This window comes from Alcanivorax sp., from assembly GCF_019431375.1.
Classification (GTDB): Bacteria; Pseudomonadota; Gammaproteobacteria; order Pseudomonadales; family Alcanivoracaceae; genus Alcanivorax; species Alcanivorax jadensis_A.
This window is the reverse complement of the sequence record NZ_CP080267.1, coordinates 365,226-379,942: the sequence shown is the minus strand read 5'-3', so window position 1 is coordinate 379,942 and position 14,717 is coordinate 365,226. Positions and strand designations below refer to the sequence as shown.

The 14,717-nt window shown below is 59.1% G+C and carries 15 protein-coding genes; 2 read left to right on the top strand and 13 right to left on the bottom strand.

Annotated elements, in window-relative coordinates; genetic code table 11:
• Window positions 1–11 precede the first annotated feature (11 nt).
• Genes rpmF through KZ772_RS01665 form a run of 3 tightly spaced genes read right to left on the bottom strand, consistent with a single transcriptional unit; the run spans window position 12 to window position 971 of the window.
• Window positions 12–200, bottom strand: a complete 189-nt coding sequence (rpmF, locus tag KZ772_RS01675; RefSeq protein WP_035247326.1) for a 50S ribosomal protein L32 — start codon at window positions 198–200, stop codon at window positions 12–14.
• 33 nt (window positions 201–233) lie between these two features.
• On the bottom strand, window positions 234–749 hold the full coding sequence (locus KZ772_RS01670) for a YceD family protein (RefSeq protein WP_290538163.1): 516 nt from the start codon (window positions 747–749) through the stop codon (window positions 234–236).
• Window positions 750–761: 12 nt separating this feature from the next.
• Window positions 762–971: a hypothetical protein gene (locus tag KZ772_RS01665; protein ID WP_290538162.1), complete on the bottom strand. Its 210-nt coding sequence runs from the start codon at window positions 969–971 to the stop codon at window positions 762–764.
• Between KZ772_RS01665 and KZ772_RS01660 the strand changes: the two genes are divergently transcribed.
• Complete coding sequence (locus tag KZ772_RS01660; RefSeq protein WP_290538161.1) at window positions 970–1,560, top strand: nucleoside triphosphate pyrophosphatase; 591 nt, start codon at window positions 970–972, stop codon at window positions 1,558–1,560. The two genes, KZ772_RS01665 and KZ772_RS01660, sit on opposite strands and share 2 nt — an antisense overlap.
• An 89-nt stretch (window positions 1,561–1,649) precedes the next feature.
• Here the strand turns inward: KZ772_RS01660 and sppA are convergent, their stop codons facing one another.
• The 3 genes from sppA to KZ772_RS01645 are packed head-to-tail and all read right to left on the bottom strand — an operon-like array spanning window position 1,650 to window position 4,252.
• The gene (gene sppA / locus KZ772_RS01655) at window positions 1,650–2,624 is read right to left on the bottom strand and encodes a signal peptide peptidase SppA (RefSeq protein ID WP_290538160.1); all 975 of its coding nucleotides are present in this window, start codon (window positions 2,622–2,624) and stop codon (window positions 1,650–1,652) included.
• Window positions 2,625–3,302: an HAD-IA family hydrolase gene (locus KZ772_RS01650; RefSeq protein WP_290538159.1), complete on the bottom strand. Its 678-nt coding sequence runs from the start codon at window positions 3,300–3,302 to the stop codon at window positions 2,625–2,627.
• Window positions 3,299–4,252 (bottom strand): RluA family pseudouridine synthase, encoded by a 954-nt coding sequence (locus KZ772_RS01645; RefSeq protein ID WP_290538158.1) that lies wholly within the window; start codon window positions 4,250–4,252, stop codon window positions 3,299–3,301. The genes KZ772_RS01650 and KZ772_RS01645 overlap by 4 nt, the downstream gene beginning before the upstream one ends.
• A 739-nt stretch (window positions 4,253–4,991) precedes the next feature.
• Between KZ772_RS01645 and rne the strand changes: the two genes are divergently transcribed.
• Window positions 4,992–8,261 carry a ribonuclease E gene (gene rne / locus KZ772_RS01640; RefSeq protein ID WP_290538157.1) on the top strand — a complete coding sequence of 1,090 codons (3,270 nt, stop codon included), beginning with the start codon at window positions 4,992–4,994 and terminating at the stop codon, window positions 8,259–8,261.
• A gap of 203 nt (window positions 8,262–8,464) precedes the next feature.
• Here rne and murB read toward each other — a convergent pair whose 3' ends face one another.
• The 7 genes from murB to KZ772_RS01605 all read right to left on the bottom strand — a co-directional run bounded on the left by murB (window position 8,465) and on the right by KZ772_RS01605 (window position 14,668).
• The gene (gene murB / locus KZ772_RS01635) at window positions 8,465–9,496 is read right to left on the bottom strand and encodes a UDP-N-acetylmuramate dehydrogenase (RefSeq protein WP_290538156.1); all 1,032 of its coding nucleotides are present in this window, start codon (window positions 9,494–9,496) and stop codon (window positions 8,465–8,467) included.
• Window positions 9,493–9,966, bottom strand: coding sequence for a low molecular weight protein-tyrosine-phosphatase (locus KZ772_RS01630; RefSeq protein ID WP_290538155.1), 474 nt, complete (start codon window positions 9,964–9,966; stop codon window positions 9,493–9,495). The genes murB and KZ772_RS01630 overlap by 4 nt, the downstream gene beginning before the upstream one ends.
• A complete protein-coding gene (gene kdsB / locus KZ772_RS01625; RefSeq protein ID WP_290538154.1) occupies window positions 9,963–10,721 on the bottom strand; it encodes a 3-deoxy-manno-octulosonate cytidylyltransferase in 759 nt (252 codons plus the stop codon). Before kdsB ends, KZ772_RS01630 begins: the two co-directional genes overlap by 4 nt.
• Before the next feature lie 165 nt (window positions 10,722–10,886).
• A complete protein-coding gene (gene lpxK / locus KZ772_RS01620) occupies window positions 10,887–11,870 on the bottom strand; it encodes a tetraacyldisaccharide 4'-kinase (protein WP_290538153.1) in 984 nt (327 codons plus the stop codon).
• Window positions 11,871–11,877: 7 nt separating this feature from the next.
• Window positions 11,878–13,620: a lipid A export permease/ATP-binding protein MsbA gene (gene msbA / locus KZ772_RS01615; protein ID WP_290538152.1), complete on the bottom strand. Its 1,743-nt coding sequence runs from the start codon at window positions 13,618–13,620 to the stop codon at window positions 11,878–11,880.
• On the bottom strand, window positions 13,617–14,042 hold the full coding sequence (locus tag KZ772_RS01610) for a biopolymer transporter ExbD (RefSeq protein WP_290538151.1): 426 nt from the start codon (window positions 14,040–14,042) through the stop codon (window positions 13,617–13,619). Before KZ772_RS01610 ends, msbA begins: the two co-directional genes overlap by 4 nt.
• Window positions 14,039–14,668 (bottom strand): MotA/TolQ/ExbB proton channel family protein, encoded by a 630-nt coding sequence (locus KZ772_RS01605; RefSeq protein ID WP_290538150.1) that lies wholly within the window; start codon window positions 14,666–14,668, stop codon window positions 14,039–14,041. Before KZ772_RS01605 ends, KZ772_RS01610 begins: the two co-directional genes overlap by 4 nt.
• Window positions 14,669–14,717 lie beyond the last annotated feature (49 nt).

Below are 14,717 nucleotides of genomic sequence, written 5' to 3'. Positions count from 1 at the left end.
TCCCGCGTCACTTATTCGTCGTCGGTCTCGACCTGACGAATCACCTGGCGGCCACGGTACATGCCGTCCGGGGAAATATGGTGACGACGGTGAACTTCACCGGTGTTGGTATCTTCGGTCAGCGCGGCAGAAGTCAGCGCGTCGTGAGAACGGCGCATGCCGCGCTTGGAACGGGTTTTACGGTTCTTCTGAACAGCCATTTCGAACTCCTCGGGCGTTTATTCAGCCTGAATTTACTTGCCTTGACCTTTTAATTTGGCCAGCACGGCAAAAGGGTTATCCGCGTTTTCCTGTTTCTCAGGTTTACCGCTTTCGTGCGGTAAAGCTGTCGGGCAAGAGTCATGCAGTGCCACCAACGGCATGGCCAGCAACAATTCCTCTTCGAGCAAGTCGGTCAGCACCATGGGTTCATCACCGACCAGCCAGGGGTCCAGTCGCTCCGGCAACGCCTTGGCCTGATCCTCGTTCCATACCAGCGCCACATTGATGGTCGCCTGCACGTCACAGGTCACTGGCTCCAGGCAGCGCTGGCATGGCAGCACCAATTTCGTGCTGACCTCGCCCTCGATACGCCGATGCCCCTCTTCATCACGATCGAACGCCAGTGATATTGCTACCGGCTGGTCCAGACTTTCGCGGTAATCCTGCAGGCGAGGCAGGTCTCCAACGGTAAGCTGGCCCTCAACGACGCGACCCTGATCCGCGTATTTACGGGGATCGAGGAACTGTGGCAGTTGCCCTGAAAACATAAGCGCGCAATTCTAGGGCCGCAAGGCCCGCCTGTCAAAGTTAATGTGGCCAGCTAAATCGCTGACACCAAAAGAGTTTTTCGTAACCGGGAAAAAGATTGCCGAGCAGAGTGCATAAATCAGGCCTGACGATGCCATTTTACCCGTTTTATCGGCTCGCAGCCCTTCTTCCTTCAATGGAAAATCACTACACTCTGCCGCGCCAGAAGCGGAGATAATCATGACCGACACCCCTGCCCTGTTACTCGCCTCGTCCTCGCCTTTCCGCCGCCAGTTATTGGACAAACTGGGACTGGAATTTATCCACCAGAGTCCGGATATCGATGAATCCCGTCTTGAGGGAGAATCCCCGGTGGCACTGGTGATGCGTCTGGCCCGGAAAAAAGCCGAGGCCCTGGCCGGCGACCACCCGAACACCCTGATCATAGGATCAGACCAGGTGGCCGTGATCGGTGATCAGGTGCTGGGCAAACCCGGCTCCCGGGAAAAAGCCATCGAGCAACTCAGTGCGGCCAGCGGCCAGCGGGTGACTTTCCTCACTGGGCTATGCCTGCTCAATACTGTTACCGGGCGAACCCAGGTGGCCTGCGACCCCTTCCATGTGCAATTCCGCACTCTTCGCCCAGCGCAGATAGAACGCTATGTGGATGCGGAACAGCCGCTCAACTGCGCCGGCAGCTTCAAATCTGAAGGGCTGGGTATTGTCCTGTTCAAGGCCATGGAGGGCCGTGACCCCAACACCCTGGTGGGTCTGCCATTGATTCTGCTGACAGAATTTCTGGCAGCGGAAGGAATCTCCCTGCCCCTTTAAAGGCAGGAGCACGAGTTCCGAGAGCGATTTCGCTTTTCGGAACTCGTTTTTCTAGCTTCTAGCTTCTAGAAGCTAATCGCTGTTATATCTCAACGAATTTCCGGGGCTGCGGACAGGCCCAGCTTGTTGGCGACACCTTCCCCGATGGACACACCGAAGCGACGAACGAACTCCTCGAAGGGAGAGCGGCTAGCGCTGTAGTTCACCATCTCTTCCAGCCCAACCACATCCCGGGCCACGTCACCGGGGCTCTTCAGGCCATCCACCAGGCCTAGATCCATGGCCTTTTCACCGGTCCAGAACAGACCTGAGAAGATCTCAGGGTGGGTATCCGCTTTCAGACGATCGCCACGACCATTCTTCACTGCCGTAATAAACTGCTGGTGAATTTCATCCAGCATGGTCTGCATATGCTTACGATCATCCGGGGTAATCGGAGAGAACGGATCCATCACTGCCTTGTTTTCACCGGCGGTGAGCACGCGACGCTCTACACCCAGCTTCTCCGCGGCTTCCTGAAAGCCGAAACCCGCCATGATGACACCGATGGAACCCACGATGCTGGACGGGTCCGCGTAGATTTCATCTGCAGCTGAAGCAATATAATACGCTCCGGAAGCGCCCAGATCAGTGATCGCAGCGTAAACCTTTTTCTCAGGATATGCGGCGCGTAAACGCTTGATCGCGTCATACACCTGATTGGACTGAACAGGCGAGCCACCCGGGCTATTGATCTTGAGAACGATTGCCTTGCTATTTTCTGCCTCAAAAGCCCGTGTCAGTCCGGTAACAATCATATCAGCACTGGCATCCTGGTCCGGGGCAATGACACCAGACACATTCACAAAGCCCACATGGTCCTCAGCCACCTTTATGGTGTCGCCAGCCTTGCCCGGCAGCATGATGAAAAGCAACACGAACAGGTAAACGAATGTCAGGATCTTGAAGAAAATACCCCAACGCCGGGATTTGCGATGCTCTTCCTGGGCCTGGCCCAGCAATTTCTCAATGAGTTTCCATTCGCGCTCATTCCCGGGACGGGATGAAGGGGACTGATTTTCCATTTACAGACTCTCCGCAACCAGTTCAGTCGCTGCCAGCCCAAGCACGGGCAGCAGATTATGCAATCTATCAATGACAGCCAAGGGCTCACAAGGCAACAGCTTCTCTACCGGATGAGCGCCATAACTGACAGCCACACGGTCAACACCAGCGGCCCGGGCCATGTCCAGATCGAAAGTGGTATCGCCGACGACAATTGCCCTCTGCGCCGGCACCGCCATCTCATCAAGCAATTCCAGCACCATGGCCGGGTGCGGCTTGGAATGACTTTCGTCAGCACAACGGGACGCATCGAAGTAGCGATCCAGTCCGGTATTGCCCCACACCCGCTGCAATCCCTTGCGGCTCTTGCCGGTGGCCACCGCCAGTTTCATTCCCGCGTCCCGCAGGCCGGTCAACAAGGATTCGGCGCCGGGGTACAAGGCGCTGGGGGTGGCTTCCGCTGCAATGAAGTGAAAGGCATAACGCTCACGCATGGATTCGATGCCCTCGCCGTCCAGCACCGGGTAAAGGGTGCCAATCGCCTCCGGTAGACCTAACCCGATAATGCTGCGCACAGCTTCATCGGGCAGTGAAGGCAACCCCAAGTCCACCGCCGCCAGCTGCATGCAGCTGACGATCCGCCCGGTGGAGTCCATCACCGTGCCGTCCCAGTCAAAAATCACCAGATCGTAGTTCACCGGGCACCTCGCAGCGTTTTCAGGATGGCCTCGAAATCCTCATCCAGCGGCGCGGTAATGGTCACCGTCTTGCCGGTATTAGGATGGGGAAACACCAGGGTCCGGGCATGCAGACACAAACGCTTATGACCGATGCTGGCGAGTAACGCGGCCCCCTTGTCGGTGCCGTACTTGTCATCCCCCAGCAGCGGGAAACCGCCGAACTGGCTGTGCACGCGAATCTGATGGGTACGACCGGTCTCCAGGGTCGCCTCCACCAGCTGCGCGTCCGCCAGCCGCTCCAGCAGACGAAAATGGGTGACCGACGCCTTGCCTTCCCGGGAGACCCGGACAATCCGCTCGTTGCCGTTCTGCATTTTCAGCAGCGGCGCTTCCATGGTGCGCTCCTTGCCCTTGAAGCCCTGGCAGAGCAACCAGTAGCGCTTTTCCACCTGACCGGCCTGCATCAGCCGCTGCATCTTGCGCAGGAAGGCGCGCTTGCGGGCCACCATGATCAGGCCACTGGTATCCCGGTCCAGCCGGTGCACCAGCTCCATCTCTTTTTCCGCCGGGTGAATCACCCGCAAGGCTTCAATCAGCCCCAAGCTCACCCCACTGCCGCCATGCACCGCCAGCCCGGAAGGCTTGTTGAAGATGAAAAGCTGGTCATCTTCATAGACACAGGCACGGCTGAGGCGCTCGGTGAGCCCGCTGCTGACCACCGGCGGCGCCTCGGATTCACTGGTACGGATCGGTGGAATCCGCACCACATCCCCCGTGGCCAGCCGGGTGGTCTGCTTGGCACGCCCTTTATTCACCCGCACTTCCCCGGAACGGATAATCCGGTAGACACGGGATTTGGGCACCCCTTTCAGGTGGGTGAAGAGAAAATTGTCCAGTCGTTGACCATGGCGGCCTTCGTCGATGGTCACGAAGCTGACACGGTTCGCTGCGGGGGTCTCGTCTGACATGGCGGCGATTCTATAGAAAAGCAGTTAATAGTGAACAGTTAACAGTGAATAGTTACGCGCAAAAGCGCATCCCCACCTAAAATACCCCCGGCCCGCGCCCCCCCCCTTAATCACGGGCACATACCTATCAGCAACATAGAGCCGATACCGCGAAGCTATTAACTGTTAACTATTCACTGTTCACTGCCCCCCTTCCTATCTGATTGATCCCCCTTGGCTTTTACTGCTATAGTCAAGCGTCGACCTGAATATAGGCGACGGCGACGCGCAGCGAACATTCGCCGTCCGGCCTGCTCCGGCATAGCCGAAAAGACAGAGCCCGCCTCAGGTCTACAACAAAGCGTTATCGCCCATTCGCAGATTGCAGTGTGGGCAAACGCTGCAGATGAACCCATTTAAACAGCGTCCGATGACGGACCCTGAACATTAACGATGGTGGCTGCAGCGCCGGTCAAACGACCTGGAAAACAGACAGACAAGAGTTTACACATTGCTGTGTGACGATAACCACGGCAATCGCGTGAAGCATTACAGACTGGCCCATTGCCAGTACGATTACGCACTAAACATTGCACACAACTCGGAGAGCGGCTGACTCAGGCATACTCATCACCCAGGAAAGCGATTAAACACGCCCCGCGTGCGCCCTGCCCGTGACAAGCCTGCCAGCACTCCCCCTGGTCTGCTACCGGTTACATTCCGGCCCTGCCTCATGCCACCACAACCTTGTGGTAGCACCATGAAACGTATGCTCATTAACGCCACTCACCCTGAAGAGGTTCGGGTGGCACTGGTCGACGGCCAACGGCTGTATGACCTGGATATCGAACACAGAACCCGCGAACAGAAGAAAGCCAACATCTATAAAGGCAAGATCACCCGGGTGGAACCGTCCCTGGAAGCGGCCTTCGTGGACTTCGGCGCCGAGCGTCACGGCTTTCTTCCCCTCAAGGAAATCTCTCGCCAGTACTTCCAGAAAGACCCGAAAGACATCCAGGGTCGTATCAACATCAAGGAAGTGATCAAGGAAGGCCAGGAAGTCATCATTCAGGTGGCCAAGGAAGAACGGGGTAACAAGGGCGCCGCCCTCACCACTTTCATCAGCCTGGCTGGCCGCTACCTGGTACTGATGCCAAACAACCCCCGCGCCGGCGGTATTTCCCGTCGCATTGAGGGCGAGGAACGCCAGCAGCTCAAGGAAGCCCTGGGCGCGCTGACCATCCCCGACGAAATGGGCGTGATCGTGCGTACCGCCGGACTGGGCCGCAGCGCCGAGGAACTGCAGTGGGACCTGAACTACCTGCTGAAGCTGTGGAACTCCATTGATGATGCCTCCAAAGATCGCAAGGCGCCCTTCCTGATCTATCAGGAATCCAACGTCATCATCCGCGCCATCCGCGATTACCTGCGCAAGGATATCGGCGAAGTCCTGATCGACTCCAAGAAAGTCTACGACGAAGCCCAGGGCTTCGTGCAGCAGGTAATGCAAGACTTCCAGCACAAGATCAAGCTGTACAGCGACGAAACCCCGCTGTTCTCCCGCTTCCAGATCGAATCCCAGATCGAGACTGCCTTCGAGCGCGAAGTGAAACTGCCCTCCGGTGGCTCCATCGTTATCGACCCCACCGAAGCGCTGGTTTCCATCGACATCAACTCCTCCCGGGCCACCAAAGGCGCGGACATCGAGGAAACCGCCCTGAACACCAACCTGGAAGCGGCAGATGAAATCGCCCGCCAGCTGCGGTTGCGTGATATCGGCGGCCTGATCGTGGTGGATTTCATCGACATGGGCCCGGCCCGCAACCAGCGGGACGTGGAAAACCGCATGCGCGACGCGCTGGAGGCCGACCGCGCCCGCATCCAGCTGGGTCGCATTTCCCGCTTCGGTCTGCTCGAACTGTCCCGCCAGCGACTGCGTCCGAGCCTGGGGGAAACTTCCAGCATTGTCTGCCCACGCTGTAACGGTCAGGGCCACATCCGTGATGTGAAATCCCTGGCCCTTAGCATCCTGCGCCTCATCGAAGAAGAGGTAATGAAAGAGCGTACTGGTGAGATCCAGGCCCAGGTGCCGGTGGCCGTCGCCACCTACCTGCTCAACGAAAAACGCGAACCCCTTCGCGCCATTGAGGATGCCCACAATGTTCGCGTGGTGATCATCCCCAACCAGAATCTGGAAACCCCGCATTTCGAGGTGGAACGGATTCGCGATGATCAGACCACCGCCCAGCCCAGCCATGAACTGGAACTGCTGGAAGGAAACAAGGATGCGGATATCGCCTCCGCCCAGGACACCGAAATCAAGACCCAAGAGCCGGCCGTCAAACTGATGGCACCGGACACTGCCCCGCCACCGCCGAAACCGGCGCCGACACCGGCAGTATCCACCACGGAAAATCTGGGCATCCTGGCGCGCTTCTTCACCTGGCTGGCGCAGATTTTCACCAGCGAACCCAAGCCGGCCAAAGTCAAGAAACCCCAGCCCCAGGGCAAGGGTAGCCCGCGCCAGCAGAACACCCGCGGTCGCGGCGGCAACAACCGCAATCGCAACGACAACCGCAACAAGCAGGATAGCGGCAAGCCTGCCGGCAAAGGTGGCGATAACGATAATCGCAACCCGCGCAACAAGCGCCAGAACGACAGGGACGGCGGCAACCGCAAGAACGACAACCGTCAGTCTGATAATCGTGGCGACAACCGTTCTGCCGATCGTTCCAGCGACAACAAGGACGACAACCGTAACGAGCGTCGTGGTCGTAACGACAATCGTCGTAACCGCAACGATAACCGTGGTGGCGACAACCGTAACGACAGCCGTAACAATGAAGGCCGCAACGACAACAAGGCAGACAAGGGCGACAGCGGCAACAAGCCTCGCAACAAGAAGCCTCAGCAGCAGGACAACACCGAAGCCGCCAGCGACAGCAAGGGCCCCAAGGCACCCCGTCGCAACGATGCCAAGGATGACCGCCCACTGCGCGAACGTCAGCGTCCGGCAAAATCCGCTGCCAATGGCGACAAGCCCGCTGGCGAGCAGAAGCCTCAGCAGGCTCAACCGGCCCGCAACGTAAAACAGGACGACAAACCGCAACCGAACCGCGCTCCTGCTACGGCAGCGGTGATGGACAACGAAGGGCATCCGCCGGCGAAGCTGGTTCCGGCCCAGGAGCCCACCGCTGGTGAGCAGCCCAAGGCCGCCGCCAAGGTTGAGTCGGCAGAAAAGGTTGAAACTGAAAGCAACGCCAAACCGGCGCAGCCACAGCAACCGGTTAAAGCCGAGGAAACCCGCAACGAAGAAAAAGCGGAAGCCACGCAACAGCCTGCCACTGCCGCCCCGGTGGCGGAAAAGCCGCAAGCACCGAAAGCCGAGCCGCAGCCGGAACCGCAGGTAAAAGCGGAGCCGCAAGCCGAGGCACAAGCAGAGCAGCAGACTGCAGCGCCAGTGAAGAAGCAGCCGGAAGCCCCGGCCGCTGAAGCGCCGGCTGCAGAGAAGGCAGCGCAGCAGCAAGCTCCCCGCCAGCCGCAGACTGAAGCACAGCAACCGGCGGAGCCCAAAACGGAACAACCTGCTGCACCGCAACCGGCCAAGGCTGAAGCAGCTGAACCGCAAGCGCAGGACACCGCCAAGGCAGACACCACTGCCCAGGCCCATGCCGAAGCGGCTCCGGCGCAAGCAGAACAGAAACCGGCCGCCAGCGAACCGAAGGCAGAAGAAAGCGCCGCCGAGGACGGCACCACGGTCCGGGCCAGCAATGATCCGCGTCAACCGGGCTACCAGCGCACTGCGCCAGCCCCCCGTGAATCGGAAAAACCGAAAGAGGCTCCCAAGCCGCAAGCCAATGAGCTACCGAGCCGGGCCACCGAGGTGAAAGCGGTACGCGCCGAAGCCAAACCCGCCGCCGCAGAAATGGGCCGGGCCAGCAATGACCCGCGCCAGCGCCGTCGGCAGCAACAGGCCGAAGCGGCAGCCGCTGCCAAGGCCGCAGAAGAGGACGCTTCCTCAGAATCCTGAGGCAAGCCGACTCTTCACCATAAAAAAGCCCCGCTCTCTTGAGCGGGGCTTTTTTTTGTGGGCGCAAACACCCGCAGCTTCCAAAACGTAGAGTGTAGTTCGCCTCTGGCTCAGTGCACCCTGCGCAATCTGTGACGGTGACGAGAAATCCGGCGTTCCGATGAGGCTGCTCGCAGCCGAACCTTTCGTGTGCAAGCACTCTTCTACGGCAGCAGGATCGGTTCCTGCTCCAGGCTGACGCCAAACCGCTCCCACACATCCCGACGCACGGCAGAGGCCAGTGCCAGCACATCCTCGCTGGTGGCACCGCCGTGGTTGACCAGCACCAGGGCCTGCTCGCTGTGCATGCCCACAGGGCCAAGTCGACGCCCTTTCCAGCCAGCCCTTTCGATCAGCCAGCCAGCAGCCAACTTGATGCCCTCGGGCTGCTCATAGCCGACCAGACCCGGGAAGCTTTTTTTCAGTTGCCCCGCCTTGTCGATGCTCACCACCGGGTTTTTGAAAAAGCTGCCGGCATTGGCCAGCACCGCCGGGTCCGGCAGTTTACTCTGGCGCACAGCAATCACCCGCTCGCGCACCGCCGCCGGTAATACCTCTTCGGCAGGCAAATGGCCAAAGTGCTCTTTCAACGGCCCGTAACTCACATTGCAGGCCGGTACCTTGTTGAGGCGCAGCTCGATACCGGTAATCACGTAACGACCCCGATCACGGCTTTTGAAGCGACTGTCCCGGTACGCAAATTCACAGTCTTCGGCGGCAAAGTGCGTCACCCGGCCGGTGGCCACTTCCATTACCGTGACCTGTTCCAGCACCTGGGACAACTCCACTCCATAAGCTCCGATATTCTGGAACGGTGCCGCCCCGGCGGTGCCGGGAATCAGCGACAGGTTTTCCAGCCCCTGCCAGCCCTGCTCAACCGTCCAGGCCACCAGGTCATCCCAGTGCACCCCGGCCCCGGCGGCGACCCAGACAAACTGCACGTCCTCTTTCACCCGAGCCATACCATCCATGGCCGGACACAGGGTAAGACCGGGTAAATCCTCATTGATAACCAGATTGCTGCCCTCGCCGATCACCTGTAACGGCTCGGCCGGGTCACGCTCGGCCAGCACCTGTTCGAGGGCATCCAGGGTATCTGGCCTGGCCAGTCGTCGGGCACGGGCAGGCAGGCGTAGGGTATTGAGCGTGCTCAGATCCGCATCCGTTTCCACTAGCGGTGGCTGGAGCTGATTCATAGGCGCTCTCGCAGTGCATCCAGCAGTCCGTCGGCGCCGCCTTCAATCAAATCCAGAACCCGGTCAAAGCCGTCCTCGCCGCCATAGTAGGGATCCGGCACCTCGCTCACGGACGTCTCGCTGGAGTAGTCCAGAAACCGACCCAGGGTCACGGTCACATCCGCCGGTTGCATGGCCTGTAGATCCGCCAGGTTGGCATTGTCCATGGCCAGCACCACGTCGAATTCATAGAAATCCTGCGGACCCACCTGGCGAGCACGCAGGGAATCCATCTGGTAGCCCCGGCGGGCCGCCGCTTCCCGGGTTCGCGGATCAGGGGCTCGGCCGATATGCCAGTCACCGGTACCGGCGCTGTCGATAAGGATGTGCTCTTCCAGCCCGGCGGCTATCACCCGCTCCCGGAAGACCGCTTCAGCGGTGGGCGAACGACAGATATTACCGAGACAGACAAAGAGTACGGATACCGTCATCCCCGTCCTCCCAGTTGCGCGCGCAGGCGCTCCAGGTCCGCCTGGGTATCGACCCCACCCGGTACTGCCTCAATGGCCGGTGCCAGATGAATGGCCACCCCATTGGCCATGGCGCGGAGCTGCTCCAGAGATTCCAGTTGCTCCAGTGTGGCCGGCGGCCATTGCACATACTGATGCAAAAAAGACACCCGATAGGCATAGATACCGATATGCCGCCACCATTGACCAGCACTGATATCACGCCCCCCATCCGCAAAGGCATCACGATCCCAGGGAATCGGCGCCCGGGAAAAATACAGCGCTCGACCATCATCATCGAACACCACTTTCACCACATTGGGGTTGAACAGGTGATCGGCGTCTTCGATAGGTTCACACAGGGTGGCCATCTGACAGGCAGGATTAGCGGCCAGGTTGGCAGCCACCTGGTTGATCACCGACGGCGGGATCAGCGGCTCGTCCCCCTGCACATTGACAATGATATCGTCATCGGCCAATTCCAGTTTGGCGGCTACTTCCTGAAGACGATCGGTACCGGAGGGGTGATCCTCCCGGGTCATCACCACCGGCACCTGCCCATCCAGAGCATCAGCAATGCGGTTATCGTCGGTGGCCACATAGACCTGTCCCGCCTCACTCTGCTGGCACCGTTCCGCCACCCGCACCACCATGGGCTTGCCGGCGATATCGGCCAGCGGTTTACCCGGTAAACGGGTCGATGCGTACCGGGCAGGCACCACCACATAAAAACTCATCAGAAAACCTCATTCAGTAAAGCTTCAAGCTACAAGCCACAAGCTACAACGCGAGCAAAGGATTGTTGTCTCTGAAACACATCAGCCGCGACCAGAGATCAAGCGCGACCAGCAACGCTCACAATAAAACAAAGCCTATTCCGCGTTGAAGCTTGTAGCTTGCAACTAGTCCTTTCCCAGCGCCCGGTCCAGCATCTGTTCCAGCAACCCTTCTGGCAGACTGGCCGTCACCGGCAGGTACCACCAGTGAGGCTCGGCAAAGGGGGCACATTTTACCGCATCTTTCTCGGTCATCAGCACTGGCAGTCCATCGGCAAACGCCAGATCCGCAGGCTGGAAAGCATGATGATCGGGAAATACATGGGGGGTAGCACTCAGGCCGAGAATGCTGAGCAGATTGAAAAAGCGCTTGGGGTTACCGATGCCCGCCACCGCGTGGACTTGGGGATGCTCGCGTAGGAATGTCTGATGATCCAGTGTTTCGCCCGTGGCCAGGGAGGTGATGTCTGCCGGGCTCATGATCATCGGGTGTGCCCCACTCCAGCCCCCACCGGTGCTGACCACGAAATCCACTTCCTTGAGGCGGGTAGCCGGCTCTCGAAGCGGGCCCTCCGGCAGGCAGCGGCCATTGCCAAGGCCTCGCTGCCCATCCACCACAACAATTTCTGCGCTGCGCGGCAAGGCGTAATGTTGCAGCCCGTCATCGCTGATCACCAGATCCGGAGCATGATCGCGGATGGCCACGTCCAGGGCGTTGCGACGATCCGGGTCCAGAATTACCGGCACACCGGTGCGGCGGGCGATCAGCACCGGTTCATCGCCCACATCGAGGGCATCGCTATCGGCAGTAACCAGACGGGGGTATTGATCGGTCTTGCCGCCGAATCCCCGGGATACCACCGCCACCTTCAAGCCACGGGTAACGGCGGCCTGTGCCAGGGCAATCACCAACGGCGTCTTGCCAGTGCCGCCCACGGTAATATTGCCAACCACCAGTACCGGCACCGGCGGCGACGGCTTGTCCTTGCGAAACCGTTGCAGACGCCGTTTCGCTTCCAGGGACACCAGCATGGAGAGCGGCCGCAGCGGCACCAGCCAGGGACTACCCTTATACCAGCCTTTTTGAATCCATTCGCTCAATGAGCCCATGGCCGACTTACTCCTCGGCAAAATCCATGCGGTACAGCTGGGTGTAAAGGCCATTCTTGTCCAGCAGTTCCTGGTGTGACCCCTGCTCGATCAATTGGCCCTGGTCCAGTACCAGGATCCGGTCGGCCTTCTCGATGGTGGACAGGCGATGGGCGATCACCAGGGTGGTACGCCCGGCCATGACCTGCTCCAGCGCCTGCTGGATATGATGCTCGGATTCCGTATCCAGGGCACTGGTGGCTTCATCCAGAATCAAGATCGGCGCGTCTTTCAGCAACGCCCTGGCAATGGCGATACGCTGGCGCTGCCCGCCGGAAAGCTGCACCCCGTCTTGCCCCAGTTTGGTATCCAGGCCATGCTCCAGCTGCTCAATAAAGCGCCAGGCGTGAGCGTCACGGGCCGCCAGCTCAATCGCCGCATCATCTACTCCTCGCAGCTCACCATAGGCGATGTTGTTGCGAACAGTATCGTTGAACAGCACAACCCGCTGACTGACCATAGCGATCTGGTGACGCAGGTCGGTGAGCTGGATTTCCGGCAGTGGTACGCCATCAAGCAGAATTCGCCCCTGATCCGGATCGAAGAAGCGAGGCAACATGGCGCTGATGGTGCTTTTCCCTGCTCCGGAACGCCCGACCAACGCCACGGTTTCACCGGACTTGATAGAAAAACTCAGATTCCTGAGAACCGGTTGCGCCGGATCATAACCATAGGTAACGCCGTCAAACTCGATATCCCCACGCGCCTTGCTTGGCAGCACATAGGTCCCGGCATCCTCTTCCTGTTCGGTGTCCAGCAATTCAAAAAGGCTGGAGGCGCCCGTCACCCCCCGCTGTATTTTGACGTTTACGTCCGTGAGCTGCTTGAGGGGTTTCTGAATCATGCCCGCGGCGGCAATGTAGGACAGGAAACCGCCTACGGAAAGGTCTTCGCCCATGAGGCGGATATACAGGAAGGTGATGGCACCGATACCCACTGCCACAAACAACTGCACGATCACCGTGCTGGCAATCTTGCTGGCATTGAGCTTCACGTTCTGTTTGGCAAAGCTGCGGCTTACCCCATGGAAACGGTTGGCTTCCTGCTCCTGGGCACCGAAAATTTTCACTTCCCCACTGCCCTCGATGGCTTCGCCAAGGAAGTGGGTAATGTTGGCCATGGATGCCTGGATACGACGACTGATCTTGCGGAACCGCTTGCTGGTGACATTCACCACCAGAGCAATCAACGGCGCCACCGCCACCAGAATCAATGTGAGCTTCCAGTTCTGCCAGAGCAGAAAGGCAGACAGGCCAATCACCGTCAGCCCTTCACGGATAATCACAATGATGGCATCAGTACCGGCACTGGTAACCTGCTGGGCGTCGAAGATGATTTTCGACATGATGCGTCCAGATGCATTGCGGTGATACTCCGACTGAGGTAACCGCAGCACATGGCCAAACACATCATTACGCAGCACATACACCAGCTGCTGAGCCACCCAGTTCATGGAATAACTCCCCATGAACTGGCCCAGACCCTGAAAAATCACCAATACCAATGGCGCAATGGAAACCAGCAGAACCCTGGCCTCAGTGGGATTAACGATAGTTTCACCGAGAAACCCGGCAAGCTGGGCGGCGCCGGCCTGGGTTGCCGCGTAAATCGCATAACCGATCACGCTGATGACCAGCATGAACCAGTATGGCCGGACATAACTGAGCAGCCGCTTATAGGTCGGCCACACGTCCACAGAGGATTGACTCATTGTGCCTCGTTGGGAGATTCGCGAGTAGTGAGCGACAGCTTAACAAAACCCAGCTGTCCGGCCACGTCATAAACGCGAACCACCGACTGATAGGCCACATTGGCATCCGCATAGATTTGCAACGGCAAGTCGGTTTTTCCCTGCCCCAGTTTCAGCAGCGCGGTGCGCAGCGTCTTGCTATCACTGGCCGCCAGCTTTTCACCATTGACCAGATAATCGCCGGTCGACGTGATCGTCACCTCCACCTGGTCCGAAGACTGTGCCAGCGGCGCCGCTTCAGCTTCCGGCAACGTGATGGACAACTGGGTCTTGTCATCAAAAGTGGTTGAGACCATGAAGAAAATCAGCAACAGAAACACCACATCAATCAGTGGTGTCAGGTTAACGCTGATTTCCTCCTGGCTGGGCCGGGGAAACTTCACGCCTTGTCTCCCGGTTCCGCCTCACGATCACCGTGCACCAGATCCACCACATGCACCGCGTTCTGCTCCAGCTCCATGGTGATTTCTTCCACGCGACGAACGAAAAAACGATGGAAGAAAATGGCCGGAATCGCCACCACCAGACCAGCAGCGGTGGTCAGCAGCGCCTGGGAAATACCGCCGGCCAACTGGGCCGCATCACCAGTGCCATGCATCATGATGGCGGCAAACACGTCGATCATGCCGATCACGGTACCCAGCAAACCCAGCAGCGGTGTAATCGCCGCGATGGAGCCCAGGGTGCTGAGAAATTTTTCCAGTTCATGCACCACGCTGGTGGCACTTTCCTGGATGCTTTCTTTCATGATGTCTCGACCATGGCGGGCATTGGCCAATCCGGTGGCCAGAATGCGACCCAGTGGCGAGCTGTCACGCAACTTGACCAGATTGCCCTCGTTAAGCAGACCCCGCTTGAGCAGCGTCTGCACCTGCGGCACGGTATCTGCCGGCGCCAGCTTGCTCGGACGCAGGGTCCAGAAACGTTCCACCACGATGGCCAGAGCCACCACCGAACAGATCAAGATCGGGAGCATCATCCAACCCCCGGACTGCACAAGATCCTGCACCTTAACTTCTCCCCTCACTCACAGCGTCACCTACAAGGCGCGCGTCGGG